Origin of the sequence: Arthrobacter vasquezii (assembly GCF_029455255.1) — a bacterium.
Lineage (GTDB): Bacteria > Actinomycetota > Actinomycetes > Actinomycetales > Micrococcaceae > Arthrobacter_D > Arthrobacter_D parietis.
In genome coordinates this window covers 1-25,580 of sequence record NZ_JAROKN010000035.1, presented here as the reverse complement: position 1 = coordinate 25,580, position 25,580 = coordinate 1, and the positions used below count along the sequence as shown (strand labels likewise).

Sequence of the window (25,580 nt, the reverse complement as noted above, 5' to 3'; positions counted from 1 at the left end):
TCGCGGTGCTACGAGCCGCAGCCGCTAGGATGGCGCCGTGAAGCTTCTCCTTACGTCGGCTGGCGTCACCAATCCAACGATCTTCGCAGCACTCGAAGAACTGATCGGCAAGCCGATCAGCGAGTCCAACGCACTGTGCATTCCCACCGCCCAATATGGTCACCCATGGGTCGGCCCCGGCATCAAGGCATGGGAATTTATCAGTGGAAGATCCGAGAATCCCATGGTTGACCTGGGATGGGAATCGGTCGGCGTGCTGGAATTGACCGCGCTGCCGAGCATCGATGAAGAGCGGTGGAAGCCACTCGTTCTCGAAACCGACGTGTTACTGGCGGCTGGCGGTGACGCTCTATACCTCAACCACTGGGTGCAGCAGTCCGGACTGGCCGATATGTTCCCGTCGCTGACGAAAACTGTGTGGGTTGGGATGAGCGCTGGCAGCATGGTGATGACCCCGCAGATCGGTCGTGAGTTCGTCGGCTGGAAGTCGATGACCGGTGACGACAGCACACTGGGAGTAGTTCCCTTTTCGATTTGCCCGCACCTCGCGCCCGACGGTGCACCCGGTAACTCTTTAGCGGCAGCAGAGAAATGGGCTGGCGGTATACAGCAACCGTCCTACGCCATCGATGACCAAACGGCCATCAGCGTGACTGATGATGCGGTAGACGTCCTCACAGAGGGCATCTGGCGGTACTTCCCAAAGTAGACGACGGCCAACCTCACCGCCAGAAGGACCGGCTTGCGGGCAGTGGGGCAGTCGTCAGATGCCTATCGGAACGCTGAGGGTTCGGCTTACGACCACCTTTCAGACCCGCTGCGCAGGAAGGGTCAGCCTGGCCCTCCTACTCTTGTCTGCAATTCTGAGGGCGATACTGTTGCATCGTGACGAACTCCTACGACCAAAGCGATCTGAACATTTACGGTGCCGAAGATGACTTCGAGATGGACGCCATCCTCGATGCGATTGACAAGGCGACTTCGTCGACAACGTCCGACTCCGCTGAGCCTGCGGGCAAGGATTGGAGTCGACTCCTTGCGGTGCCGAGACGTGCTGCAAGTGGTTTGACCCGCGCGGATGTGCCGAATGAGCCGGGGGTTTACCTGTGGTCGCGTGGTGGGGCACCGCAGTATGTCGGTACGGCGACGAGTCTGCAGAAGCGGCTCTCGACGCACCTTGGCGGAGGTGTGAGCCTCGCGGGATCTTCGTTGCGTCGGAACGTATGTGAACTGCTATTTCAGATCCCGCCCAATGTCACGGGCAATCCGACCCGACAGAAGGTAACGACTGGTCAGGCGACAGCGATTCGGAGTTGGCTGCTGGGCTGTGACGTCTCTTGGCTCCGAGCGCGTAATGAGCGTGACGCTGCCGCGTTGGAGGCTCGGCTTCGGCACGTATTTCGGCCGCCGTTCAACCGGGTGTAGCCCTCAAGCTACGGACAGCGAGGCCACCACGGCCATGCGCGCCTATCGACTCCTTCCATGGGCGCGAGCGACCAGTATCTGGCAGTCGAAGAGCTGCCAGGCAAATTCATTGAGTCGCCCTGCAAGCTGTGCCAGGTCATCGACGGTGAGCGTTCGGTCTGGGTTACCCCGCGGGCTACGAAAGGTTGCGACTCCTGCACGCGCTGACGTACCTACCATGGCGTGAATCACCGCGTTACGTTCTTGAAGTAGTTTTCGGACCTCATCCAGGACCCGATACACCTCGTTCCGCTCGTCGGGCAGTAGAACAGCGCTGTCGCGCACTAGCTTCCGATTCTTCTTCACCGCTTCAGAGCCGGAGAGAGTGGCGTTCTTCTTGTTCGCGGCAGAATCGGCGCCTTCGAGAAAGCGGATGAGGTCCACAAGATTCCGCTCCGCCATTGCTGCCCAGATTGCGATACGACCTACAGCTGCCTCCCCTTCAGGGGTTAGCTGTGTGGTCTTTACCATGCTCTCAGCCATGATTTGATCCTAAAGCCATCGGCGTACGCCCTCCGCTTAGGATGCAGTGATGAGCTCCTTGAACGTCCTGACGTTCCGTCCGCAGGATCCTGTCTTTGTCGCTTCGGAGTTCAGCCACAGATCCCGCCGCTCAAGACGTCGAGAGAGCAAGCGGTTAGACATCCTCATTGATGGCCGGCCTTTGCGATTGTGGTGGCGGGACTGGGAACAACCGGAGTACGACTTCGACGTACCCGTACCGCCCCTAGTCACTCGCCTTTCTCGATCATCGATGCGGGAAGCTCTGATACAGCTAGGGCAGCTCCGTGGGTCAAGTCCCGGAGGTAGACCGATGACCGCTGAGCTGTTCTATTGCGGGGAATGTTTCGACGTATCGGACGGAATCCTCGGCGTACAGGTCAGTCGGGGCCAGAGCACAGTGACGTGGCAGAGGTTTGGTTGGATTGATGAGTCCGACGGCATCACCGAAGATGCTCTGATCACCAACGCACCACCCATCACCTTCGATGCTGCCGCGTACGACCGCGCCCTCGATGCTGCTCAAGCCGCCCTCGCCAGCTTTTTCCGCCGCAGTCGGTAAAGACAAACAGCTCCGGCATGAACTGTCCGGTCAGGGATCGGCGATTGGGTGTAGTTCCGCGATTGATCACTCTGTTGGCTTCACCCTTCGGCTTATTTGTGGAAGAGTGCCTTGAAAGTCCATGTGGGGGTGGGAAAGTGATGAAATTACGACGTTCGCTGGGTGCAACCGCTGGCGCCCTTCTTTCTCTTGTCTTTCTAGCGGGATGCACCAATCAACCCGAGGACAAGGGCCTGTCTACATTCAGCTCGATGGATCAGGCTTACGCGGCCGTGGATGAGGTATTAAAATGCGAGTCCGATCCGGTCGGTGATCCGATCGTGCCTGTGGGAAATTCCGGGAAACTGACTACTGAGCAGAGGCTGTGCTCCGAGCACGTGCAGGTCGACCTGTATCCGAATGAAGCCGCACTGCAGACAAGCTTCGAAATTTTGGTCAATTCACACCAGGGCGAAGTCCATCTGGTCCGAGGGGCTAATTGGATTGTTGTCGACGTGACCGATGTAGCGACCGGCGAGCCGACGACCTGGGACATCCAACGCCTAGCCGAGGAACTGGACGGCCGGTACACGACTGCTGGCACATAACCGATCCATAGCCGCTGAGGAGCCCATCATCTTGAACAGCATATTGGTCGCCACTTCGCCCGCTTCCCCAACTATCGGAGGAATCGTCGGATTCGCGATACTCCTGATCATCCTCGTGGGCGTCCTCGTTAGGTTGATCATCGTCATGGTGCGCCGTGGAAAAGACGGGGTCAAAAAGGAAGTACTCGGACCGGTCTTCAAGTCCGGTGGCGTTCAATCCGAACTATATGGCTTCAAACCGACCGAAGCCCAAGATCTAAAGCCAGAAGAACACGGCTATGGATCTGACGACTCACGCCGGAAGAGGTAGTCGGCCGCTGCTGTCTGAGGGAGCTTGTCTCAGTCGACCTAGGTCGGAGAGGTGCGGTGAGAGGGATCAGTGATTGCAAGCCTCCGTCTAGAGTTGAGGTAGTTTTCGTACAGGACGGACGGAAGTATTAGGGGAACTGTAATGCTTGCATGGACAACTCAAAGCTCCTCTAACCCGCTCATCCCAAATCAGTGGGAGTTCACTGTCCTAGGGATCGGAATGCTCGCGCTGTTCCTCTTCGTCGTAGCTCTCATCGACATTGCGCGCTCCCGCCATCTCACCGGACTTGCACGGGCCGTGTGGGTGCTTGTCGTGCTTGCCTTGCCTCTAGTGGGTCCGCTGCTGTGGCTCGTCATCGGTCGTCTTGGCAACGCCACGACCCGCGTTGCCAAGAAGAGCCCCGCTAGCAGCGCCAGATAAAGACCCGCTTCTTGCTGGCACGGTGAGGGATCCGTAGGGAGTCTGCCTCCTGCCCACCCGTGCACGACACAAGCCCCCTCCGCTTCGCTGCTTGTCCCGCACACACGACGCTCCTATAGCTGTCAATTGCCGTGAAAGTGTGCGCTCTTCGTACCGCTGTCCACCACCGGGGACAGTTCCTACGGGTTATCCACCGCTACTACTGCCAGGGAGCTACTGATTGGCTCCCAATTCCAAGCCGTGGATAACCCGACTGCCCCCAGTCATGGACAGCTCAGCCAAGGAGTTGCGAGTGCCAAAACGCTTTCTACGCGGTGGCCATCTGTCCCTCATGGACGGGACCAGAATCCGAAGGAACTACACGGAAGTCCACGACGTCGACGAACGCATCAACGGGCATCAGCGGGTAGTGCTGCCGGAGGCCCTCGATGTATCCCTCTACTGATCCGCCCTCCGGAAGCCGCAGACGTTCAGGAGTTAGGTCATCGATCTGATACCGCTTTGCTTCAAGAATCTCACCCCGCAGCGGCGCGCACTCTGCATCATCTTCGAAGTAGAAAATTGCAGGACCAACGGCAATTTGCTCGTCCCATCGGACTGAGGAGGTTTTCCGTCCGCTCACCACGGCGTCGTAATAACGCCGGTTGAAGCGGAATACTCGCTCAGCCTGGGCATCCGGAAAGAAGTACGTGTCCGATAGGAGCTTCGCGATCGGTCGCATCTGGGGTCCAGTCTCTGTTTGGACAGCGACAAGGAGATCGGGATGTAAATCCAGCATCACCTGCCGACAGCGGCCACACGGTGGGATGAGGCCTCGCCCCCCGTCTCCAGCTGCCGCCATCGCGACCAAGGGCCCAGCTTCAGCAGTTGCAGCAACTCCCAGCGTGACCAGCTCCGCGCAAGGTCCGCCGGTGAAGTGATAAACATTCACAGCGGTGTGGATGCGTCCATTCGTGTCCATAGCGGCGGCCGCCACGGTGTGGTTCGGGTTGTTGCCGAGGGAGAGGGCAAGCGTCTCTGCCGCCTCGATCACGCGGCGTTCCGTGTTCAGGGGTTCCATAGGAACCAGCATTCCATGCACTCTGCGCGCCGTCGTCCTTCGGCAGCCGGGTAATGAAACGCCCTTGGAACGCTCAGTTCAGAGGCCTCGGAGCTTCGTGCAGGAGCAGGTCGGTCATGCTTATGCCGCCACCACCGCTATCTACACCGGAGTCTCTGATGCCTACCGCAACACCTTGCTTCGCCGCGCCATCTCGGCGCACCAACCTGACCTTTGGCGGACCGAAAAAGGGGATGAGTCGCCGTGAATAGAAAGATGGGCGTTGAATGGAACCTTCGCTTGCGCATGGCCGAACGCGGATTGTTCGCCACCACCGATCTGGTGCCCCTTCTGGCAGAACGCGGCATTCACCTTTCGCGAGAACAGGTCTACCGACTTGTCACCTCAGCGCCACAACGCTTGAGCACCGACATCTTGGCAGCCTTATGCGACATTCTGAGTTGCACCCCGAATGATCTCATCACCGTTGTGAAGGTCGATGCCCAGGTAGCGAAGCGGTCGGCAGCAGGTGGCGGATCGGCAAGCAGCCCGCCGGTTCGGCGTACGACCATTCGACGCCCGAACTTGGAATGATCTCGTATAGGAGCCAGCCGTGATTGCCCTATGCGTAACGTGCGGGCAGACCGCTCGGCGGGCCGCCGAGTGGCCGATCGGCGCGATCTGCTTCTCCTGCTACCAGAAGGCCCGCTCGCGGCCGGGTCAGTGCTCGAGCTGCTCTGAATTACGCGTCCTCGTGGCTGGTGCGCATCTGGATCCGATTACCGGTCTGATTACGCCGACCGTTTGTGGTGGCTGCGTGGGCAGCAAGTTCGTCTACTTGTGTCAGCGATGCGGCGGAAGTGAAGAACCTTACAAGGGCGGTCTATGCGTGCGTTGCGCCGCCCGAGAGCAACTGCAGGCAGCGTTCGCGTCCGCGAGCAACACAAGTCCCGCAGATCCGGCAGCGATTCTCATAGAAGCGCTCAGCACTAGTCGGCGACCCCGGTCGGTGATCAAATGGCTTTCCAATCCTCGAGGAGGCGCGCGGGTTGTGAAGGAGCTGCTCGGCCAGAACATCGCCGTTGATCATGCAGCCCTCGACACTTTCGATGAGAGGGAGGTCTGGTCTTTGCGGCGAAGCCTCGTCGACTTGGGCGCCCTACCGGAACGACATGAACCCATCGCACGCCTGGATGCCTTACTGGCGAAAAAGGTTGCTCCCCTTCCAACCGAGATGCACCAACTCGTTCACACCTACGGCTCCTGGTGGCTACTGCGGCGATCACGGCAACGATTCGAACGGACAGGCAAATTCACCTACAACTCCTTCCGCGCTATCTGGAATCGCTTGGATCAGGTCATTGGCTTCCTGTCCTGGCTGGCAGACAACGGCATTCCCCTTGACGCATTAGACCAGCGAACCGTTGACACTTGGCTCGCTGACCCAAAGAAGGACGCCCGAGCGGTTTCCGATTTCCTGCGCTGGGCCTCACGCCACCATCTGGCACCGCGGCTGACAACGACCGGATCACCCGACCGTGAACCCGCTGCAGGGATGACCGAGCAGCAGCGCTGGGCTGAGTTATCACGCTGCCTCACCGACGACTCGATCCCCGATGATGTGCGCGCAGCTGGTGCGCTCGTGCTGCTTTATGGTCTGCAATTGGCGCAAGTCATGCGGCTCACCACCGACCACCTCCACGGGGACAAAACCAGGCCAGGAAAAACCATAGAGGGCTTTTCGGTTCACGTCGGCGGTCCGTTCATCCTCGTACCTCCGGCGCTCGGGCTCATTCTTGACCGGCTACCGGCCACCCCCGCCACGCGAGGCAGATCGCTTATCACCGCAAACCCCGAAGGACCATCGTGGCTTTTCCCAGGAAGGGGCTCCTCCGGCCACATCACGTACACGGGTCTGGCCACCAGAATGAGAAAACACCAACTGCGGGTGCGTCCTGCCCGCAATACAGCCCTAATCTCCCTGGCTGCTGACCTTCCCGCACCGGTCATCAGCGACCTGTTCGGAATCAGTATCGCTGCCTCCGTGAAATGGACCAGGCGCGCCGGCCGAGACTGGCAGGGCTACATCTCAGCGCTACGACAGCGCGAACGCCGAACTCACGACCAGAGGATCCGCAATCCATACGCGGGCGAGCTTGGATGAAACACGAATCCAAATAATCGGTCAACAGCGATATGATCGCCTAGTGACGATCATAGAGACCGGCGAGGACGTTCGTCCTGCCGTAGCCCTGTTCCATTCCTTGGCGGACCAAACGCGGCTGGCGATTATCCGGCGGCTCATGCTGGGCGAGCAACGGGTACGGGACCTCGTCGGGGATCTGGGTCTCGCCCAATCGACTGTGTCAGCGCACATGGCTTGCCTACGTGACTGCGGCCTGGTCGAGGGACGCAACGAGGGACGGCAGACGTATTACTCGCTGAGTCGGCCCGAACTGATGGACACGTTGGTCGCGGCCGAGGCGCTGCTAACGGCCACTGGCAACAAGGTGGCGCTTTGCCCGAACTACGGAAACCCCGAGGAGGCCCGATGAGCACCGAAACACTCTCGGAGCAGAAGATCGAACAGCTGACCCGCAAAGGCCTGCGCCTGGCTCAGTTCACCGTGGCCTATAACGTCTTGGAAGGCGCGGCCGCGATCACCGTAGGGTTGATGGCCGGGCTGGTGTCCGTCGTCGGTTTCGGCATCGATTCAGGCATCGAATCCATCGCCGCCATTCTCGTCGGAATCCGCTTAGCGGCACGCCTTCGCCACGGCCACGCGGATGAACGCAAGGAACGGATCGCCCTCAAACTCGTCGCGGTGACATTCTTCATCCTCGCCGCCTACGTGACGTTCGAGGGCATCCGCAGCCTCATCGAAGCCGAAACACCGGAGAACTCCCCGATCAGCATCGTCATCCTGGTGCTGTCCCTGTTGATCATGCCTGTCCTGGCAGTCATGAAAAAGCGAGTCGGCACTGCACTCGGGGACAACCTAATCCTCGCGGACGCCGCAGAAACGAAGATCTGCGTCCTGCTGAGCATCTCCACTCTGCTCGGCGTGGGCCTCTACATGCTCACCGGCGCCACCTGGCTTGACCCAGTGGCCGGCTTCATCATCGCCGCCTTCGCTATCTGGGAGGGCAAGGAAGCGTGGGAAGGCGAACTCGTCGAAGACGACGATGACGATGACGACTGACCTCCTTCTGGATCCTGGGGCTCCGTCCATGTCCTATCCAGATTGATCACCCCTGCACGACGTGTACCGCCAAAAAAGGAACATCCATCCCATGGCATCCCGCCCCGCGCTGAGCACACCCAACAAGATCGCGATCGGACTGCTACTGGCCGCAGTACTGGCCGTCATCGCCATCGTGGTGACAGCGAACATCAGAAGCACCGCGAACCAGACTGCACTGGCAGGCACGGCGCAGATAGTACGCCCGGACAGCCACCGTCTGTCCACCGCAACCAATGAGAAGGCCGTCCTAGTCGAATTCCTCGATTTCGAATGCGAATCATGCCTGGCCGCCAAGCCTTTCATCGAGGACCTGAGCGTGAAATACGGGAACGAACTGACCATCGTGACCCGTTACTTCCCCCTCCCGGGACATCCGAACTCCGTGACGGCCGCCCTCGCGGTGGAAGCCGCAGCACAGCAGGGCGAATTCGAGAGCATGTACCACCGGATGTTTGACACCCAGACCGACTGGTCACACAACGAGGAATCCCAAGCCGACACCTTCCGCGGCTATGCAGAAGAGTTGGGGCTAGACATGGTGGCCTATGACGCGGCCATCGCAGATCCAGCCACAGCCGATCGCATCGAAAAAGACAAAAACGACGGCATCGGTCTCGGTGTCAGTGGCACCCCAACCTTCTTCCTCGACGGGGAACTAATCGAACCGGCCACCCTCGAAGAGTTCGAACAACTCGTCGCCGACGCGGTCTCCAAATAGCAGGACGGCGAGAGAATACCTACGGCTTCGAATACCGGATCCCGCCAGGTGTCCGTCCGGAGCTCGACCCTACCGACGTCGAACTCCCACCGAACCTCCAACCCCGCTAACATCCTCCCGTTCCACAGGATGTTCAAGCAGCCTACGCGGGGTTATTCTCGGGAGATGAACGACAACTTGGTTCCGGCCGAGGCCGAGGGATACACATTTCAGTTCGGCATCAGCCGAACTACGCTGCGGATAGTTGGGTTATGCGCAGTCGTTGCGGTGACAGTCCTTACTGTTTTGATAAACGCCACTGAGCCGTTCCGCATCCCATTGGGCATTACTCTCGGAGCCCTCGCGATCACCTTGCTAGTCGCCTACGCCGTCAGCTCCTCCGCCCGCGCTCGTAAGCTGAAACCGGCGAGGAATGAAAACACCAGGGAGCGCCAAGTGGTGTTCGGCAAGATAACGGGCAGGAAGTCCTTAGCAGCGGAACTAGCTCTCCTTTCAGAACTCCATAGGAGTGGTGAGCTTTCGGACGAGGAATTTACCGTCGCCAAACGCCGCACCCTCGACAGCAAGTAGCCCAGGAGCGCGTTTCCGCCTCCGAATAACGGACTCCGCCAGGTGCCCGTCCCGAGTTGGCTCCAAACAATGTCGCGCTCCCCCAGCACCTTGTCCGTGGCCTCTGATACTGGGCGGTACGGTGGCAAGAATGGAACTCACAGGCACGATCCGCGACGCGGAAGCAGCAGAAACCAGCCATCTCACCGCTACTGGCGCAACCTACGACGAAGCCCGGGCGGCCCTGGATGCCCTAATTCCGGACGGTGCCCAACTGATCGCTCTGCGCACCGACCGCACATGACTATCATTCGAACTCGTGTTCTAATTTAAGCCATTCCCTCGAAGGGGTTAAACGACCAGTGCCGGCGCCGTACGAATGGGGGAAACGTACGGAAAACCGGCACCGGGAGGAAAAGTCCTCTATCGCTACCACCAATTGAGGGAATCGGTGTTGCTGTTGTTCAGCCTATCGACCGCACTCGTGAGGTGCTGGGATGTTCGACCTGAGCGTGCCCGCACTGCCAGTCGGAAGGGAGGTGGCGGCGATCGGCGAGAGCAAAAGATACCGCGCCAACCCTGCGGAAATGCATCAGATGCAAGTCTCTTGATCCATAAGGGCGTCGAATACCGTCAACCTCCTCCCTCTTCGAAGATTCCTGACTTGACTTACCGCATCGGACTCGCATCTAATGCATGATATGGGCATTGGATGGGAAGGTTAGGGGTGGGCGTAGGGCACCCGTTCGGGCTTTCCGCGGTGCACTTGGTGGAGGGTGTCGCCTTCATTAAGGAAGACTCATCTGTTTTCGAGGCAATGCTGGATGGTTGGCATGCCCAGCAATCTGGCGGGCGTCGTCTTCAGAAGAAGACTGTTGAGGACCGTCTGCTGATGGTGCGTCGGTTCCAGGCACACTCAGGCGTCTGGCCGTGGGAGTGGACGGCCGCCGTATTCGATGAGTGGATGACCGACTTGGTCTCGATCCGTAAATTGACGGCGGCGACGATTCGTGGATACCAGATCGCCATCCGGCAGTTCTGCGATTTCATCTGTTCACCCCATTATGGGTGGGTCCAGCAGTGTGAGGAGCGCTTCGGAACGCATCCGGTGCAGATTTGCCATGAGTGGAACACTCGCCCCCATGTGCAGGAATACGAGGGAGATCCGCATCGACGACCACTGACACGCCCGGAGCTGCAGCTACTTTTTGATCGGGCAGACGAGGAGGTCCAGCTGCGCTTGTCGGCCGGCCGCAAAGGAGCCGCCGCCGCGTACCGTGATGCGACACTGCTGAAAGTTGTGTACGCGTGGGGTTTGAGGGCAAATGAGGCCGTGCGACTTGATGTGACCGACATGTACCGCAACCCAAAAGTGAGCGCCTTCGGGGACTATGGCTTCGTCCGGATCCGGTATGGAAAGGCTTCCAGAGGGTCACCCCCGAAGCCCCGGACGGTGACAACAGTGATGCCTTGGGCGGTGGACTCGCTGCGTGACTACGTTGAGAATGTATTGCCGCTGATGCGCGCCGGTTCGAGTACGGCAATGTGGTTCTCGGAGCGTTCCGGCCGACTCAGCGCACGATCGCTGAGTGACCGCTTCGCGCTCTACCGGGACGAACTCGGATTGGATCGGCAACTTTCACCGCACTGCCTGAGGCACAGCTACGCGACGCACCTTACCGAGGACGGTCATGATCCGTTGTTCATCCAACGACAGCTCGGTCACGCATACCAATCGACAACCGGGATTTATACGCACGTCTCTGAAGACTTCGCGAACCACATCCTGAACGAAGCTCTCACCAAGATCCCAACGTTCGCCACGCTGAAATGAGGACAAGATGGGCAAGATCATCGGATACGAATGGCGCCTGCGAGAGCAGTTGGCGGCAGCTGGAATGTTCAGCACCACAAAGCTCATCCCGCTCCTCGAGGAACGAGGTGTCCACTTGTCTGCCAGCCAGGTGTATCGGCTCGTCGCTGAGCGACCGGAGCGTTTGAATCTTCACGTGCTGATGGCCCTGACCGATATTCTTGGCTGCAGTGCCGATGATCTCGTTGTGAAGGTAGACCTCGGTCAAGCCCAGAAGGATAAGGCCGTCGGTGAACAGGGCAAGGCAGATCCCGCGTCTGCTGTGATCCGCTCCCGCGCGCTGCGCCCTCGACCAGCACGCATAACTGAGTAGCCCGGTGATTCATGCACCTTCGGAAAGTTCCTCGACGACGTGCGGCCACCCTGGCCGCACTGCTCTGATCCTGCCCAGCGGTAGGTATTGCGAACACTGCTGGAAAAATTCACCTGTAACACGCCGCAGGTGCTTGCGGTGCAACGAACTGGACCACTTGAACCGGCCGGGTCTTTGCAAACGGTGCCGAGCCACAGACGCGATCAACGAACTGTTCTCTGAGATCGTACTCCTTCGGCGCCCCGAGCTGCTCCCAGTCCGCAATCACCTCATGGCAGCCGACGGGCATTACCTGCTGCAACTCATCAAGAGCAAGAAGACCTGGAGGGTGCTCAGCACCGTCGTGTCGCTTCCAGATACCGCCCGACACGAAGATCTCGACCAGATGGGAGCTGCGCGGTCCGTTAATCAGGTCCGCTCACTCCTAGTCGAATTGGGCGCTTTACCGGAACGGGACGAGTATCTGCACCGCCTCCAGAAGTGGACCACTGACCAGATCGCAGCGATACCGCATTCAGCCGATCAACTTGCCCTTCAACAGTTTGTCCGTTGGTGTCAACAGCGACGGCCAAGGAAAGGGCCGACAACCAACACCCAGGCAGCGAACGACAAGCGCGAACTCCGCCTCATTTTCTCGCTGCTAAGCCACCTTAACGCAGCCGAACAGACTGCATCGACGGCAACCCAGGGACATTTAGACGCGTGGGCAGTGAACGCACCACGCGATGCCTTCCGTGTCCGTGGCTTCATCCGCTGGTGCGCTAAAACCGGCACCAATCGATTTCTTACTCCGCCCGACTACCCACGACTCTCCTTTCGGATTGGAGGCAGCCTTGGACCGGGGAACGAAGGCGCCTTGCAATCGGCCCTCTCGGACCAGAACCACGATCCACGGATGGCGTTGGCCCTCCTTCTCAACGTTGTTTACGGAATCCGGGTGCATCGAATCGTTGCCTTGCAACTGGCTGACCTCTCGATCACCGACGGAATTGCAAGCATTCAACTTGGCTCAGTCCGGTTGGATCTTCCAGCAGCGGCAGCTGCTTGGGTGGCCGTTATCCTGGCCGGGAAGATAGACAAACGTCGCTTCGGCGGCGCGGCTCATGATGAAACGTGGGTCTTCCCCGGGTACCGACACGGCAATCACCAACTGGCATCAAGTCTCGCCGCGCGTCTCAAGAAACTGGGTGTCGAGCCCGCCGTGGCTCACCAAGCGTCAAGCGCGGCGATCATCACTCAAGTACCGCCCGCAGTCGCAGCACGGATTCTCGGCATCAGCATCACCACGGCAGCTCACTGGCACAAGCTCACCGGCGACGCTCCAACCTATCGATAGCCCTGTCCGAAATTCCTAGGCCCCGCCTCCCACGCTTGCCGTTCGTGAGCAGGCTCGGAACCAGGAATCCGTGCTGCTTGCCTCAAAGACCACGAGTAGGGAACCGCACGACCTCGTCCTAATCAGTCGCTGCTCCATACTTTCTCGAGATCACGCCTCGGGCGAGAATCAGCCCAATCCCAAGTATCATGAAGGCAAGCCCGAAGTATAGGATTCCTCGCTCCGTGGGATTGATACTGACTAACTGTCTGAATGCTTGCGAACTCTCATCGATGCCGGAGTCTTCGACCCAGAAATACCGGGACATTAACGACATCCACAAGGTTGCGTCGACTGCCACACCGGCCACGAGGGTAAGAAGACCCGCCGTAACAACATCGCGTCGAATCTTCGATACTTCCAAACCTTCACTGGTCATCATTGAGTTGCCTAGCTAGGACCATGCGCCGTCGTAGGGATTACAACGATATTGCACTAGGGATATGGACCAGTTGATCGTCGGCCGCCAAGATTCCATATTGTAGGTAGGCAAGGACGCTGGGTACCCATGGATGTGACAGTAGAACTGCTCCTGAATGGAATTGGTCCACCGCCAAGCGTTGTTTCCCATTTTACTAACCACTTCATCCCGGTGGGCCCACCACATTTCGAATGCCCGGTTCTGCTGGCCCCAGCTCGTCGGCGTAACGTTCACCTTGTAACCTTGCGAGACGAAGCTGTAGAACGGCTGATAATAGAGGTGTATACCAAACCAGGGGTCGGCGACGACCGGGTAAGAACTGTCCGGGAGGTTTGAGTGGTGCACCTCTTGAACGATGTTCTTGCCGCGAATCTTGAACTCGGTAGCGACTGGATTACCCGCTACATCCCTGGCCCAGGGAGCAGTGGCACCTCCAAGGTATGCTCCATCTGAGCCGATTATCTGTACGCCACCCTCAGGCGTCAACGACATCTTCGCTTGTGGTGGGAGATCTAGCTTGTACACATACTCGGTGGGTGCATCTCCATGGGAAAGAGTGTTGATGAACTGAAGCGAACCACCTTCCTTCGGGATGGCTGTGGTCATACTGCCATCTCTGTTGTCGTACTGAATTTCTTTGTTCGGCCCGATAGTTGCTTTGGCCCGATTGCCCGGTTTGGGCATTGTGATCCCGATCTTGTGTCCATTGGACCTGATCTCAGCAGGAATGTCCGTGCTTGGTGGAAGGTGCACCTCCGCGCCAGCGGCAGCATCTTCGAGGTTGACGCCTGTTATAAACCCACCTCCCTCGAGTGGGACCAGCTCCTCGACCGACAGCGCATCTTCGAGCACTTCGGGTGCTAGTTCATTGAGCGTTTTCTGCGTGCTCGCTGACTGCATTGACGGGAAACCAGAACCGGTAAGTAGCAGCGTGGCGGCTATCGCGGACGCCATCAAAGCATGCCTTGGCAAGGCTTTCATTCGAACCCCCATATAAGAACGCGATCAGCTCGTCCTGATCGTCGCAATTCCAGTCAAACACTGCGGGCTGCAGATGGATATAGCGTTCGCTCATGCCAACTCGTTACGTTACGAAGCTGTGATATCGGCCCGTCAATACCCGTGCCCATGGGAGCTCCAGCTAGCCCATTCCCAGCGTTCAAAAAGGGGTAGTAAGAAGCGCCATACGCCGGGTATGCCAACCACGAGGCTGGCCGCCAAACAATTGCTTCAAACCAGGATCACCGCACAATCGAATTGCGCACGTTACCGACATACTACGACCGGCTCCTGGATGATTGGATTGAGCGTTTCGTGATGCGCGAGGAGCCGATAATGCTCACCGAGGCCGAGGTCGACCTCGGACGCCATCCTGCCCACGAGTTCCAGCCGGCACGGAGTGTGTATGCGTGGATCCGCTACCCCTCCCAGGCGTACCTGGTGCAAGCCCAAGCCACCGCGTGGACAGAGACGGCGATCCGGATCTGGTTCTTCGAACCCACGATCAAGATCCACCGGGAGGGCTGGGTGTGGCGCAACGCCGTCAGGCCCAGCTCTCCCGAGGAGAGACAGTAAACCGACTCCTAGCCTTCCTGCTCTTGTTCTTCGTCGCCGACTTGGACACCGCGCTGCAGTGCTGCCGCTGTGCGGGTGTATGCGTCGGCAATGTAGTCCTCGAGTTTTGAGCGTTCGATACGCCATTGCCCTCGGTTATCTTCAGTGCAGTTTATGGTGCTCGTTTCATGAGAATCGATCAGGTTCACCGCCCGATTCTCAGTGCCTCCCGTTCAAGTGAGTAACGATGGTTCTCTCAACCGGTCAAACGCGCCGTTGCTGGTCTCTTGGCAGGGGTAGTTAGAGTATGGAGCCCAGGTCGGAGCCGGTTGATGGGTAGACGGCGGTGGTTGATTTCAGTTGCCGGGTTGTCAGGCCGTGTTTCATGGCGACGCTGATGGTGTTCGCTAGCTCGGCGTAGCCATGTCCGAAGAGGTGGGCACCGACGATGAGATCGGTGTCCTTGTCGACCAGTATTTTGGTGGCTCCGGCGGTTTCACCGATCCGGTAGTTCGAGTACCAGCCACTGGTGTCGGTATAGCGGACGTCGATGTTCAAGCCATTGCTCTGAGCTTCGTGCTCGAGCATGCCTACCCGGACGAGTTCGGGGACGGTGAAGACAGCCGTTGGGGTTGCAGCGTAATCCGGCACAGTCGTGGCGGATTTCAGCATGTTCGAGGCGGCGACCTTCGCCTCGATGACCGCTACGGGAGTCAGCGGTAGTCCGGCGGTGTCCGCTGCGTCCCCGGCAGCATAGACGGCAGGGTTCGTGGTGCTTTGCAGGTGCCCGGCTACCTCCACACCATGGCTGCCGTGCGCCACCTGACCGGCGTCCAGGTCCAGCCTGGATAGTTCAGCGACTCTGCCGGCACCATGGACGATGAGGTCCGCCTGGATCGAGTCCGGGGTGCCGGCGGTGTCGGTCTGGATGGTGTATCCGCTGCTTGACTTGGTGATAGACGTGATGGTGGTGCGGGGCCGCACGTCGACGCCCGCGTCTGATCCGCGCTTGACCAGGACGTCGACGAGGTCGGCGTCGAACGCCTTTAGGGGTCTGGCTCCCCGATCGAGGATGATCGGCGTGCTTCCTGCCCGGGCAGCGATATGAGCGAATTCGAAGGAGATGAAGCCGCCGCCGAGGAACACGATCCGGGGAGGAAGTGTCTCCAGGTTCAGGAAGTCGCTGCTATCGATCAGATGCTCGTGTCCTGGGAAGTCAAGCGGACGCGGCACTGCCCCCGTCGCTATCAGGATTTTGGCTGCCTCGTAGGGTTTGTCTGCGATGTCGACCTGAGTGGGCCCGGTGAAGGTTGTCGGACCATGCAGGGTTTCCACGCCATGAGCGCGGAGGTCCTCTTCCATATTGTGTGGAACGGGGTCCGTGAAGCCGTGCTTATGCTTCATCAGGTCTTCCCAGTTAATGGAGAGCCCATTGCTGTCGATGCCTTTGCCCCCCATGAGCCGGGCAGCGTCGATTACTTCGGCGCCGCGGCGCAGGATCTTCTTGGGATCACAACCGCGCAGGGCGCATGTCCCCCCGTAGGGAAGCGCGTCGACGATGCCGACCCGCCAGCCCTTGGACGAGGTTTTCGTCGCGGCGGCAACCCCGGCCATTCCCGCCCCGATTACCAGCAGGTCATAGGTATCAGTCATCAAGGAAGCTCCTTCGTGAGTCAGTGGGAACGTTGATCTCTCAACGGGTGAAGCGTGGATGCCCGCCCATCGTGGGCTTCGCCGTGCAATGGACAGAGCGGGCAGTCAGTCGACGGCGCTCCTCAGCTGGGCCAGGCTCGGCGCGCCCGCCGGCCCGTCATCGGTCATATACCTGCGGCAGGCTAGACCGACCGGCGTGGAGTCATCGCCAAACGCGTCGACGCCGTTGATGAGAACGGTAGGAGACCCGTGGAACCCAACCCGTTCGGCGGCTTCCACCGACTCGATGAGCTGATACCCGAGCACGATGTCGGGGCGCTCCTCAGCAAGGATGCGCAGCCGCTCGTCTGCGACCGTCCAGTTCGGGCAACCATCAAAGTACTGCAAGGTGATGTCCATGCACCCCACGGTAAACCTTGCAGTCAGATATAAGGTCAAGGCTAGAATTGGACCATGCTGATCGGGGAAGTTTCTGCCGCCACAGGCGTGGACAATCAGACCATCCGCTTCTACGAGCGTGAGGGCCTGCTGCCCACACCTGGCCGGGCTGCTAACGGTTACCGGACCTACGAGAGCGCAACTATCGACCGCTTACGGTTCATTCGCGCAGCGCAAAGTGCAGGCCTTGCCCTGGCTGAAATCGCTCAGGTCCTCAACCTTCGCGATGCAGGACAGACGCCCTGCACCCACGTATCACTCGTCCTCGAACAGAAGCTTGCCGAGGTCCGGGCACGCCAACAAGAACTCGCCATCCTGGCACGCGAACTCAAGAAACTCATCGAAACCAGCCACACCCTGGACCCAGCAGATTGCGGGCCCGCCGAGATCTGCCACATCCTCACCACCAAGTAAGCACCCCAGAGCAGGCAGTCCCGGGGCCGCGTGCGCACTCCTAAACTGGCATATGACCGCAGCCAGCAAGCCCGATGGAGCTACCGTAACCTGTTCATGCTGCGGACGTGACCTAGCCCTGACAAAGCTGCACGCGGTGGAGGATGGAGCCGCCTACATCTGCCGACGATGCGGATTATGGATCGCTCTTCGCCTCCCGAGGCGACTATGACCGGCTCAATGTTACGTTGCTTCGACCTTGTCGCTGAGTGGCTTCTGGCGCGTTTGGATCGACTTTGGTGGAGTTAGCCCACTAGATATGTTTGCGTTGGATTGATGCCCATCGGTTGCGAGGTAGGGTCAGGCCTCGTGACCACTTTCAGCGCGGTTGAAGTCCCTCTTTCTACGGGAGAACGGGTCTACGTCGTCGTTGACGCGGACTTCACGGTGCCTGAGGAGAGCAGGCTCTACTCACTGTGGTTGAGCCAGGCGGGCCGATCTATCAACACTCAACGGTCTTATCAGACGAAGTTGGCTGTTTTCCTCACGTGGGCGGCTTCAAAAAGTGTGGACTGGCGGAATCTGACGCTGCTCGATTTGATCAGATACAAACTGCATCTGCAGACTTCCGCTCCCGGCCAACGTTCCCGGTCGGGAAAGACTGTGAACGTGTATCTTGTCGCGGTCCTGCAGTTCTTGAGGTTCTGCGTGCACGAAGGCTTATGCGATGTTGACGTCGATAGAAGGTTCTTCGACCAGGCTGGGCTGCGGTCCGCGAACCCAGAGGACGGAAGCGGAGATCCCAATCGCATGCCGCGGCTGAGCCGGATGCTCAAATCGCGGGAACTGACGAAACGCCCCCAGCCGATCAGCGCTGATGAGGAATTGCAATTGATGGCGTGCGCGACGAACCCGCGCGATGCACTGTTGGTGCGGCTGATGCTGCACAGCGGGTTACGGGTCGGAGAGGCCTTGGGTCTGCGCCTGGAGGACCTCCACTTCTTGCCGGAATCGATCCATGCCGGGTGCTTCGAACGCGGTCCGCATGTCCACATTCACCCCAGAATCAATAGCAATGGCGCCCTGGCCAAATCTTCCGACACTCGCAGTATCCCGGTGACAGATGAGGTGACACAGGCGTACGCCGCCTACCAGGATGAGCGCTACCAGCTCCTCGGCGGGATCTCGAGCGACTACGTCTTCGTGAACCTCTACTCCCGTAATAGCCCACCCGATGAGCCGCTCCGCTATGCCAGCGTTCATGCCATGTTCAGGCGATGGGAAGGAAGGACAACGGTGCGGGTGCGCCCGCACCAGCTCAGGCACACTGCCGCCACCAGATGGGTTCGGGCAGGACATCCCCTCGATGTGGTCCAGGAACTGTTGGGCCACAAAAGCCTGGACTCGACGCAGGTCTATCTGCACGCGTCCGCGGAGGAGATGAGAACAGCGGTCGAATCGGTCACCGGCGGAAGTAGCGAGAACAATGGCAGCTGAGTCCCGGCACCTGCTACTCACAGAGTCCCCCAGCACGGAACCGGGGACGTACCTCGCCTTCCTGCGGCAACGCATCAACAGAAACTGGCGGCCCAGCGAATGGGACAGCAAGCACTGGCATTTCACCTCGGATCCCGCCAACCCGCTCACAGCCGCCTATCCGTGCAGGGCTGCCGGCTGCCCCGGGTTAGCCAGAGGCAACGGAGCCCTCTGCGTGCCCTGCAAGTCGGCCGCCAGGAGCAGCACGAAAGGCAGGCGCCGCGCAGACCATGGGGCAGATCGGACCTCAAAGGCCGCCGAACGGTGCACCATCACCGTCAGCGGACAGCCCTGCAAGGCATTATCGAGCCACCACGGTCTGTGTTACCACCACTATCACGCCTGGCGGAAACGTCTCACCACCGCAGGCGGTGACTACCCACTGGAAAAGTATCAAGCGACAGCCCGGGGCGTGTTCCCACGTGGCCAGCAGTGCGCGGTGCCGGAATGCCGGACCGAGGAATGGCGCTTTGAGAAGGCACTGTGTCTCGGCCACCGTTTCCAATGGAAACGGCTCAAAAGCCAAGGCATCTCTCTGGAGGAATTCATCGCCGTCCCGCGTCCCATCGGCCGGCAGTGGTCCCCCACCGAATTCTCACTGGTCGATCTTCCACCAATTCTTCGGCATGAGTTCCTCCTGACTCTGCAACAGCGTGACCAGGAGGGCTACCGGCTGGATCCCTGGGTGCTTCGGCGCTGCATCACCATCGCCTTGGAGCATGGGGCGCGAACGATGGAGAAGCTTCACCAGATCATGCTGTCGAGCTCGACGGATCAGCGGTTGCAGAAGGGTTTCACGAACTACGCACGGATGTGGTCGGCCCGCTGGCGGTACCAGCACACAGGCACCGATGCGAGGAAGGACGACATCTGGGACGCCGCGGTCCTGATGCTTCGCACACAATCCGGCAGCGACACCATCTGCTCGAAAGGCACCCTGGATTTCCGCCCCGTCCGAATCCAATGGCTCCGTGAAGCGGTGAAGGAATACGCCGCCGTCTTCGAACTCCCCGCCGATACAATCCGCGAGCTGATCCGGTCGTGCAGCATCGCCTCGGACGCACTGCTGCGCCGCCCCTATGGAACCACCCCGGATCGGTTGGGAAGGGCTGACGCGAAAGCGGTGTTCCAAGCCTATTCGACGCTAACTACCCACGATGGGGCACCTCGCCCCGAGCGATACAGATACGAACATTTCCACCGGTTCCGTCGGCTCCTGCACGAAGGACGAGAGCTGGACGCCCTTCAGTGCTTGGCCCCCGCGTTCCGGTTTCTCGCCACCGATACCCTCCCCAGCGGCCGGAAGCGCAGCACCGTCAACAAATCCATTCCCGACGAGGTCATCAAGGTGCTGGACGAGAACCTGCACCTGTTCACCGTCGCCGAAGATCACCCTTACACCAATGGTCGTCCAGCCGACCTTTATAACCACATGCATCAAACCATTTATCAGCTGCTGCGCGACCTGGGCCGGCGTCCCTCTGAGATCCTCGGCCTCAAACGCGACGCACTGCAGCACTACGATGACGCGCGCCCTTTTATCCGCTACGACGCCCCGAAGACCGGCGACATCGGCCTGGAACTACCCATCCATCACTCCACGGCAAACATCATCACAGCCTGGCTTGACCGTCTCAACGCAGTCACGGACATAGAACCACGGGCAACTGACCTGATGTTCCCTTCGCTCTCAGGATTCGGGCCAGCAGCACGCAAACCCATCACGATCAGCGGGTACCACACCGTCTATTGGCGGTGGATCGAGCGCATCAAGAACCTGCCCGACCACATCCAGGGCCCAGGCGGGGCTGCCGAAACCTTCGACCGTTCCCGCCTGCGCCTCTACTCATGGCGGCACACCTATGCCCAGAGGCTCTCCGACAACAACACCGCTCCGGACGTTATCCAGGAACTAATGAACCATAAAAGATTCGAAACCTCCGCCGGATACATCCGCATCAACCGGCAACGCAAAGCCGACGCCATCCGCATCGTCGACCGCACCACCATCGACCGCCACGGCGCAGCCCAACCCCCGCACAGCTATCCCGCATACGCTCGCGGATCGGTAGCCACACCGCTGGGGCTCTGCACCGAGCCGACCAATGTCAAAGCAGGCGGACAGGCGTGCCCGGCACGCAGTAAATGCGGTGGATGCACCTACTTCCGCGCCAACGTATCCCACCTGCCCTTGATCGACGCTCACATCGTCGCGCTCACAACCGACCTGGAACTCGCCCGACCCATCGCCGATACCTGGGTATTGGAGAGCCTTACCGCCGAGATAAGCTCCTACCGCAAAATCAGACGGCTGCTCGCCGATACCAAGACCAGACTCTCCCCAGCAGAGCAAAACGAAATCGACCGGGCGACAGAACTCCTACAGGCTCTCTCCACCGCCCCGGCCCAGGACCCGCTTACCGCCGTCCCCCTGAAGCTCCTGCCACTAACGCCCAAAGAAGCATGAAAACTCACAACAACGAGACATCGAGCAAGTCTGCACTACGTACAGCACGGCTCATCGCGGCCAAAAGAGCCGACAACCAACGACGGCGTGAAGCAGTGCTCAAGGCAATAGCAGCGCACACACAAGCAGGAAAATCGATCACGGCCGCGGGCATAGCCCGGTCTGCTGGAGTAAGCACCTGGTTGATCTATAACGTCCCCGACCTCCTCGACGCCGTACGCAGCGCTGCCGCCCAAAATCACGCGAAAGAGGACACCGCGAGAAAACCCGCGCCCACCATCAACGGCCTGCACAATGAAATGAGCTTGCTCAACGGCAGGCTCACAAAAGCCACCGCAGAAAGGGACCAGCTGAAGAAAGCGCTGAAAACCAAGCTCGGTGCACAGCTCGAACTTGAAACCACAGGTGAACTCAAAACCCGGATCGGGCTACTTGAACGGTCCCTCGAACGGGCCCGCCTGGACCTTGAAGATTCCCAATCTCGCAATAGTCTCTTGCGGGACGATCTGGAAGACGCTCAGGATGAGCTGCGGGCGGCCAGAAGAATCAACCAGATGCTCGTGAAGGAAAACTCTCAACGGGGATCTGTCGTATCTTTCAGGTCAACCGTCTAGGAGTTAGTCTCCTCGGCTTCCTGTAAGTTCATCTCCTTGATCGAGGCAGCGGTGCGCTCATAGGCATCCGAAATATACTCCTCAAGCTTGGAAGCCTCGACTCTCCACTGACCCCGGCCACCCACCTGAATCGCCGGCAGTTCACCAGAACGAACGATCGCATAAGTCTGAGAAGAAGAGATGTTCAGAACTTCTCCAACATCAGCCAGAGTCAGGAAGCGCTTCTCCGCCATCGTGCCCCTCCCTCGTCACAAACATGCTCAACACGGCCCTATCGAAACCCACGATACTCAACATCACCAAACGACCGACTACGAACCATTTACACAGGTCAGAAGCGCAATCACTCGGCAGGCACGGGGCGAAACTTAAGATAACCGCGGCCGCCAATCTGAATAGCCGGCAGGTCCCCACAGCTGAGTAGCGCCCGCACTTGGGACTCACTCGTAGCGAGCTCCACGGCGACGTCCTTGATGGTGAGGAAACGTGGGCTTTCCTGGTGTTCAGTCAATGGTTGTCCTCGTCAATGAAGGTGGGGCCGGGGCTGCACCACACAGCTCCCGACCCCGTTTCTTTCTTGTTTTCCCTGCGAAAAGGAAACCTATTCAGTCCGGTGCCTCTCCTCGGCGAGGTTCCGCCTGCCCGTACGGAGCGCACCTGGCGGCACCGGTTCCCAGGCTTTACCGCCGTTGTACTTGCGCTGCAGCCGGCGAACTTCTTTCAGGACCGCTTTCTCGATTAAGTCTGACACGGACGCATACCCTTCACCTGTCCCTGCAGCGAGGAACGCGGCACGGACCCTGCCCGCGTCTTCCTGGGTGAAGTACGGGGTGAAGGAGGCCGGCTTCCGCTTACTCATTGATCCTTCTGTGCGGGATCTTCAAACCTGGCTCGGGCTTCGCTGGCCGTGAGGTTCAAAGCTTCCCCGATCTCATGCCAGTCGCCTCCTTCATTGAGCGCGAGTTTCACCGCTGCCTTTAGTTCCCGTTCGGCCCGTTCATGTTTTTCCTGGTGCCCCTCCAACAGGCTCCGCCAGTCCTCGATGAGCCATCCGCGGCCCATCATGTCCGCATCATCGGAGAGCTCGAAGCAATCCCCCAGCAGCCGGTAAGAGTTGAGCAGCTTCGCGGCCTCGTCCGGACTGAGCTCGTCGAAGTCATTGGTGTCATTGGGGCCTGCGTAGGGCGTATCCCTCATCATGTGATCCTTACACTTGCGGCTAGAGTGCCGGCGACCAGCGTAACGCTGCACTGCCGCCGACACTCCCCAGCGTTGGGCAGAAACGGTTTTAGAAGGGCGGGTCGATTGCTTCGGGTGCGTTACCCCATCCGCTGCTGCTGGTGGCGCCGGCTGGTGCGACCCATGGGTCGGGTTGTGCGCCTTGGTTGCGTGGCGCTCCCCCGCCCTGGTCGTTGTTGCGTTGTGTGCGGTTGATTTTGGCTGTTTGGAATCCCGCAGGTTCATCCATGAGCAGCTGGCCTCCATTCCGCGCGGGATCTGGCGAAGGTCCGGGTTTTGATGGGTGGAACGATTTGTGACGTAGTTTCATGATTCCTGAAGTCTTTGTGATATTCATGATCAGTGCTAAATATTACCGAACCCAGGTGTGCGTGATGGCGCTTGCTACCGTCCGCTCCATCGGTTTCAGTCGGGCACTGCAATCTTTACAGGACGAGGAGGATTTCGAGCAGGAGCTGGTGGATCAGTTCGCGCTGGCCCAGGTAGGTGCGGGGCTTACTGACCAGTTCGTGCGAACGGAACGGTCGGTGATTTTCGAGTTCACCCGTTTCCTGGGGCAGCCGGTCTGGACGGCCTCGCCGTCCGATGCCGATCGATTCCTGACTTATCTGCGGCAAGAGCGACGAAACACTCGGAGCACACGGGAAAGTAAAGCAGGAACCCTTGCCCGTTTCTTCGACTTCCTAATCGCCAGATACCAAGGGGATGTCCATGCCCTTACCGGTTATGCACTCACGCAGCCGATCGACGAGTTCAACCGCCCTTCAAGTTCCTCCTCACCGGCCGTTCGGGTTCCGCCCAGTGACCCTGAAGTTGAGGCTCTCTTCGGGCAGTGGCGTGATGCGTTACCCACCGCACGCAAGTACCTCCCCGCTGCACGTGACTATCTCGCCGCGTCCCTCTGGCGCCGGGCAGGACTGCGGATCAACGAGACCGTGATGCTCGACGTCAAGGACTGGCGCCCGGACCTCGGCGACCACGGCAAGCTCCACATCCGTTACGGGAAGGGCAGCCGCGGCCGCGGCCCGAAACCGAGGCTTGTCCCCGCGATCAATTCCGTCGATGCACTGCTGGATTGGTGGTTCACCGACGTGCGTCACCAATTCGGCGATGACTACCGGAACCCTGACGCCCCGCTGCTTCCCAGCGAGCGGCACGACCAGCACACAGGGGGCTGTGCTCGGGCCGGCGATGATGCTCTGCGCGCCGGCCTGGCAGGGGCTGTGGAACGTTGGCTGCCAGGTTGGAAAGGGCGACTGAGCCCACACGGCTTACGCCACTACTGCGCATCGTCCCTCTACGCTCGTGGCCTGGACCTGAAAGCAGTGCAGGGTTTACTCGGACACGAATGGCTGTCGACCACAACCCGCTATATCCATGTCCACGAGAACCACGTTAACCACGCATGGGCGGTCGCTAACGAACGAGTGGCCGCCCGGCTGACAGGAGAGTGACACGATGCGTTGGAATCTACGGATGGTCGCCGCCGAGCGCGGAATCTGGAAATCGACCGAACTGCGCCGCCAACTCGCTGATGCCGGCCTGGAGATCAGTGCTGGCAAAATGTCCGGTCTCTGGACGGGGACCCCGACCACCATCCGCCTCGAAGACCTCGACATCATCTGCTTCGTACTCAACTGCTCGCCCACGGAACTGCTGATCCGTGAGCCGGAGAAGATCGCCGCGGCACGCCCGCAAAAGGCGCAAGTTTCATCAGGCGGGTCCGTGCCTTCCATGGTTCCCCGGCTCGGCCGCAACCGAACCACTCCTCCCGCATGAGGGGATCCAATCCACCACCGAACTGCACGATCTGCGCCCAGCGGCCGGTCGCATGGAGCGCACCCCGGCGCACGAAGTTCTGCTACGACTGCATGCCCGGCGGCCCCTACGTCCCGCCTCCGTGCCGGCGCTGCGGACGCACCGACGGCTACTACTCCGCCGGCCTATGCGACCGATGCCATCGCAGCGCACCCCAACCAGTGGCTGCATGCAGGGACTGCCACGCTTGGGACGTGATACGCACCCACCAATGGCTTTGCGACGCGTGCCGACACTGGCGAAAGAAGCACCCCCAAGGGCGCTGCAGAATCTGCTCTGCGGACGTCGCCGTCAACGACGACCAGGCATGTCGGCTCTGCCGGAGCCAATTCGTTACCAGTGGAGGTAGGAAAAGCGGGATCAGCTTGGTAGAGGCCAACCGGTTCGGACAGCAACTGTTCCTAGCGAATCTCCGACATGCCAGAGTGGGGCAGCACCGCGGCACCCGACGGAAGCGCACAAAGCCCCCCATCACAAGCCCAGCACCAACCT

Annotated in this window: 35 protein-coding genes; 24 read left to right on the top strand and 11 right to left on the bottom strand. The window is 59.7% G+C overall.

Annotated features, from left to right (window positions below):
• The first annotated feature begins 37 nt into the window (after positions 1-37).
• The gene (locus P4U43_RS12460) at positions 38-709 is read left to right on the top strand and encodes a Type 1 glutamine amidotransferase-like domain-containing protein (protein WP_277359024.1); all 672 of its coding nucleotides are present in this window, start codon (positions 38-40) and stop codon (positions 707-709) included.
• 236 nt (positions 710-945) lie between these two features.
• Positions 946-1,425: a GIY-YIG nuclease family protein gene (locus P4U43_RS18080; RefSeq protein WP_404800735.1), complete on the top strand. Its 480-nt coding sequence runs from the start codon at positions 946-948 to the stop codon at positions 1,423-1,425.
• A 42-nt stretch (positions 1,426-1,467) separates the two neighbouring features.
• Here P4U43_RS18080 and P4U43_RS12455 read toward each other — a convergent pair whose 3' ends face one another.
• A complete protein-coding gene (locus P4U43_RS12455) occupies positions 1,468-1,947 on the bottom strand; it encodes a hypothetical protein (protein ID WP_277359023.1) in 480 nt (159 codons plus the stop codon).
• Between the two features lie 331 nt (positions 1,948-2,278).
• On the opposite strand from P4U43_RS12455, the gene P4U43_RS12450 reads away from it, so the two are divergent.
• The 4 genes from P4U43_RS12450 (at position 2,279) to P4U43_RS12435 (ending at position 3,844) form a co-directional block, all read left to right on the top strand.
• Complete coding sequence (locus tag P4U43_RS12450) at positions 2,279-2,527, top strand: hypothetical protein (RefSeq protein WP_277359022.1); 249 nt, start codon at positions 2,279-2,281, stop codon at positions 2,525-2,527.
• A gap of 251 nt (positions 2,528-2,778) precedes the next feature.
• Positions 2,779-3,114, top strand: coding sequence for a hypothetical protein (locus tag P4U43_RS12445; RefSeq protein ID WP_277359021.1), 336 nt, complete (start codon positions 2,779-2,781; stop codon positions 3,112-3,114).
• 31 nt (positions 3,115-3,145) lie between these two features.
• Positions 3,146-3,424 carry a hypothetical protein gene (locus tag P4U43_RS12440; protein ID WP_277359020.1) on the top strand — a complete coding sequence of 93 codons (279 nt, stop codon included), beginning with the start codon at positions 3,146-3,148 and terminating at the stop codon, positions 3,422-3,424.
• A 141-nt stretch (positions 3,425-3,565) separates the two neighbouring features.
• Positions 3,566-3,844, top strand: a complete 279-nt coding sequence (locus tag P4U43_RS12435; RefSeq protein ID WP_277359019.1) for a PLDc N-terminal domain-containing protein — start codon at positions 3,566-3,568, stop codon at positions 3,842-3,844.
• Between the two features lie 307 nt (positions 3,845-4,151).
• Here the strand turns inward: P4U43_RS12435 and P4U43_RS12430 are convergent, their stop codons facing one another.
• Positions 4,152-4,904, bottom strand: a complete 753-nt coding sequence (locus P4U43_RS12430) for an ASCH domain-containing protein (RefSeq protein ID WP_277359018.1) — start codon at positions 4,902-4,904, stop codon at positions 4,152-4,154.
• 97 nt (positions 4,905-5,001) lie between these two features.
• On the opposite strand from P4U43_RS12430, the gene P4U43_RS12425 reads away from it, so the two are divergent.
• The 11 genes from P4U43_RS12425 (at position 5,002) to P4U43_RS12375 (ending at position 12,916) form a co-directional block, all read left to right on the top strand.
• A complete protein-coding gene (locus P4U43_RS12425; protein ID WP_277359017.1) occupies positions 5,002-5,151 on the top strand; it encodes a hypothetical protein in 150 nt (49 codons plus the stop codon).
• Between the two features lie 8 nt (positions 5,152-5,159).
• Entirely contained in the window at positions 5,160-5,477 is a 318-nt protein-coding gene (locus P4U43_RS12420; protein ID WP_200954736.1) for a helix-turn-helix domain-containing protein, read from the top strand.
• 457 nt (positions 5,478-5,934) lie between these two features.
• Entirely contained in the window at positions 5,935-7,047 is a 1,113-nt protein-coding gene (locus tag P4U43_RS12415) for a hypothetical protein (protein ID WP_056544881.1), read from the top strand.
• A 43-nt stretch (positions 7,048-7,090) separates the two neighbouring features.
• The gene (locus tag P4U43_RS12410; RefSeq protein WP_056544884.1) at positions 7,091-7,438 is read left to right on the top strand and encodes an ArsR/SmtB family transcription factor; all 348 of its coding nucleotides are present in this window, start codon (positions 7,091-7,093) and stop codon (positions 7,436-7,438) included.
• Positions 7,435-8,085 (top strand): cation diffusion facilitator family transporter, encoded by a 651-nt coding sequence (locus P4U43_RS12405; RefSeq protein WP_056544887.1) that lies wholly within the window; start codon positions 7,435-7,437, stop codon positions 8,083-8,085. Before P4U43_RS12410 ends, P4U43_RS12405 begins: the two co-directional genes overlap by 4 nt.
• A 91-nt stretch (positions 8,086-8,176) precedes the next feature.
• On the top strand, positions 8,177-8,845 hold the full coding sequence (locus P4U43_RS12400; RefSeq protein WP_056544890.1) for a DsbA family protein: 669 nt from the start codon (positions 8,177-8,179) through the stop codon (positions 8,843-8,845).
• Between the two features lie 165 nt (positions 8,846-9,010).
• Positions 9,011-9,415 (top strand): SHOCT domain-containing protein, encoded by a 405-nt coding sequence (locus P4U43_RS12395; protein ID WP_277359016.1) that lies wholly within the window; start codon positions 9,011-9,013, stop codon positions 9,413-9,415.
• Positions 9,416-9,545: 130 nt separating this feature from the next.
• Positions 9,546-9,698: a hypothetical protein gene (locus P4U43_RS12390; protein ID WP_277359015.1), complete on the top strand. Its 153-nt coding sequence runs from the start codon at positions 9,546-9,548 to the stop codon at positions 9,696-9,698.
• 423 nt (positions 9,699-10,121) lie between these two features.
• Complete coding sequence (locus P4U43_RS12385) at positions 10,122-11,228, top strand: tyrosine-type recombinase/integrase (protein ID WP_277359014.1); 1,107 nt, start codon at positions 10,122-10,124, stop codon at positions 11,226-11,228.
• A gap of 7 nt (positions 11,229-11,235) precedes the next feature.
• The gene (locus P4U43_RS12380; protein WP_277359013.1) at positions 11,236-11,580 is read left to right on the top strand and encodes a helix-turn-helix domain-containing protein; all 345 of its coding nucleotides are present in this window, start codon (positions 11,236-11,238) and stop codon (positions 11,578-11,580) included.
• A 271-nt stretch (positions 11,581-11,851) separates the two neighbouring features.
• Positions 11,852-12,916, top strand: a complete 1,065-nt coding sequence (locus P4U43_RS12375) for a hypothetical protein (RefSeq protein ID WP_277359012.1) — start codon at positions 11,852-11,854, stop codon at positions 12,914-12,916.
• Between the two features lie 433 nt (positions 12,917-13,349).
• On the opposite strand, the gene P4U43_RS12370 is transcribed toward P4U43_RS12375, so the two are convergent.
• Positions 13,350-14,276: a DUF2599 domain-containing protein gene (locus P4U43_RS12370; RefSeq protein ID WP_277359011.1), complete on the bottom strand. Its 927-nt coding sequence runs from the start codon at positions 14,274-14,276 to the stop codon at positions 13,350-13,352.
• On the bottom strand, positions 14,242-14,451 hold the full coding sequence (locus tag P4U43_RS12365) for a hypothetical protein (RefSeq protein WP_277359010.1): 210 nt from the start codon (positions 14,449-14,451) through the stop codon (positions 14,242-14,244). The genes P4U43_RS12370 and P4U43_RS12365 overlap by 35 nt, the downstream gene beginning before the upstream one ends.
• A gap of 260 nt (positions 14,452-14,711) precedes the next feature.
• On the opposite strand from P4U43_RS12365, the gene P4U43_RS12360 reads away from it, so the two are divergent.
• Positions 14,712-14,951: a hypothetical protein gene (locus P4U43_RS12360; RefSeq protein WP_277359009.1), complete on the top strand. Its 240-nt coding sequence runs from the start codon at positions 14,712-14,714 to the stop codon at positions 14,949-14,951.
• A gap of 8 nt (positions 14,952-14,959) precedes the next feature.
• Here the strand turns inward: P4U43_RS12360 and P4U43_RS12355 are convergent, their stop codons facing one another.
• The 3 genes from P4U43_RS12355 to P4U43_RS12345 form a co-directional block, all read right to left on the bottom strand.
• Positions 14,960-15,139, bottom strand: a complete 180-nt coding sequence (locus P4U43_RS12355; RefSeq protein ID WP_277359008.1) for a hypothetical protein — start codon at positions 15,137-15,139, stop codon at positions 14,960-14,962.
• Positions 15,140-15,230: 91 nt separating this feature from the next.
• Complete coding sequence (locus P4U43_RS12350) at positions 15,231-16,583, bottom strand: dihydrolipoyl dehydrogenase family protein (protein WP_277359007.1); 1,353 nt, start codon at positions 16,581-16,583, stop codon at positions 15,231-15,233.
• A gap of 105 nt (positions 16,584-16,688) precedes the next feature.
• Positions 16,689-16,982, bottom strand: a complete 294-nt coding sequence (locus P4U43_RS12345; RefSeq protein WP_277359006.1) for a thioredoxin family protein — start codon at positions 16,980-16,982, stop codon at positions 16,689-16,691.
• Between the two features lie 54 nt (positions 16,983-17,036).
• Here P4U43_RS12345 and P4U43_RS12340 point away from each other — a divergent pair, with 54 nt between their 5' ends.
• From P4U43_RS12340 to P4U43_RS12325, 4 genes are all read left to right on the top strand, one after another.
• Positions 17,037-17,435, top strand: a complete 399-nt coding sequence (locus tag P4U43_RS12340; protein ID WP_277359005.1) for a heavy metal-responsive transcriptional regulator — start codon at positions 17,037-17,039, stop codon at positions 17,433-17,435.
• 348 nt (positions 17,436-17,783) lie between these two features.
• Positions 17,784-18,911 (top strand): tyrosine-type recombinase/integrase, encoded by a 1,128-nt coding sequence (locus tag P4U43_RS12335; protein ID WP_277359004.1) that lies wholly within the window; start codon positions 17,784-17,786, stop codon positions 18,909-18,911.
• Positions 18,912-19,362: 451 nt separating this feature from the next.
• Positions 19,363-21,417: a site-specific integrase gene (locus P4U43_RS12330; RefSeq protein WP_277359003.1), complete on the top strand. Its 2,055-nt coding sequence runs from the start codon at positions 19,363-19,365 to the stop codon at positions 21,415-21,417.
• On the top strand, positions 21,414-22,031 hold the full coding sequence (locus P4U43_RS12325) for a hypothetical protein (protein WP_277359002.1): 618 nt from the start codon (positions 21,414-21,416) through the stop codon (positions 22,029-22,031). The genes P4U43_RS12330 and P4U43_RS12325 overlap by 4 nt, the downstream gene beginning before the upstream one ends.
• Here P4U43_RS12325 and P4U43_RS12320 read toward each other — a convergent pair.
• The 4 genes from P4U43_RS12320 to P4U43_RS12300 all read right to left on the bottom strand — a co-directional run bounded on the left by P4U43_RS12320 (position 22,028) and on the right by P4U43_RS12300 (position 23,499).
• Entirely contained in the window at positions 22,028-22,264 is a 237-nt protein-coding gene (locus P4U43_RS12320) for a helix-turn-helix domain-containing protein (RefSeq protein ID WP_277359001.1), read from the bottom strand. The genes P4U43_RS12325 and P4U43_RS12320 overlap by 4 nt on opposite strands.
• A 368-nt stretch (positions 22,265-22,632) precedes the next feature.
• Positions 22,633-22,890, bottom strand: coding sequence for a ParB family protein (locus P4U43_RS12310; protein ID WP_277359000.1), 258 nt, complete (start codon positions 22,888-22,890; stop codon positions 22,633-22,635).
• Complete coding sequence (locus tag P4U43_RS12305; RefSeq protein WP_277358999.1) at positions 22,887-23,228, bottom strand: hypothetical protein; 342 nt, start codon at positions 23,226-23,228, stop codon at positions 22,887-22,889. The genes P4U43_RS12310 and P4U43_RS12305 overlap by 4 nt, the downstream gene beginning before the upstream one ends.
• A gap of 91 nt (positions 23,229-23,319) precedes the next feature.
• Entirely contained in the window at positions 23,320-23,499 is a 180-nt protein-coding gene (locus P4U43_RS12300; RefSeq protein WP_277358998.1) for a hypothetical protein, read from the bottom strand.
• Between the two features lie 145 nt (positions 23,500-23,644).
• Here P4U43_RS12300 and P4U43_RS12295 point away from each other — a divergent pair, with 145 nt between their 5' ends.
• Positions 23,645-24,724: a tyrosine-type recombinase/integrase gene (locus tag P4U43_RS12295; RefSeq protein WP_277358997.1), complete on the top strand. Its 1,080-nt coding sequence runs from the start codon at positions 23,645-23,647 to the stop codon at positions 24,722-24,724.
• Positions 24,725-24,728: 4 nt separating this feature from the next.
• Entirely contained in the window at positions 24,729-25,049 is a 321-nt protein-coding gene (locus P4U43_RS12290; protein ID WP_277358996.1) for a helix-turn-helix domain-containing protein, read from the top strand.
• The last annotated feature ends 531 nt before the right edge of the window (positions 25,050-25,580 follow it).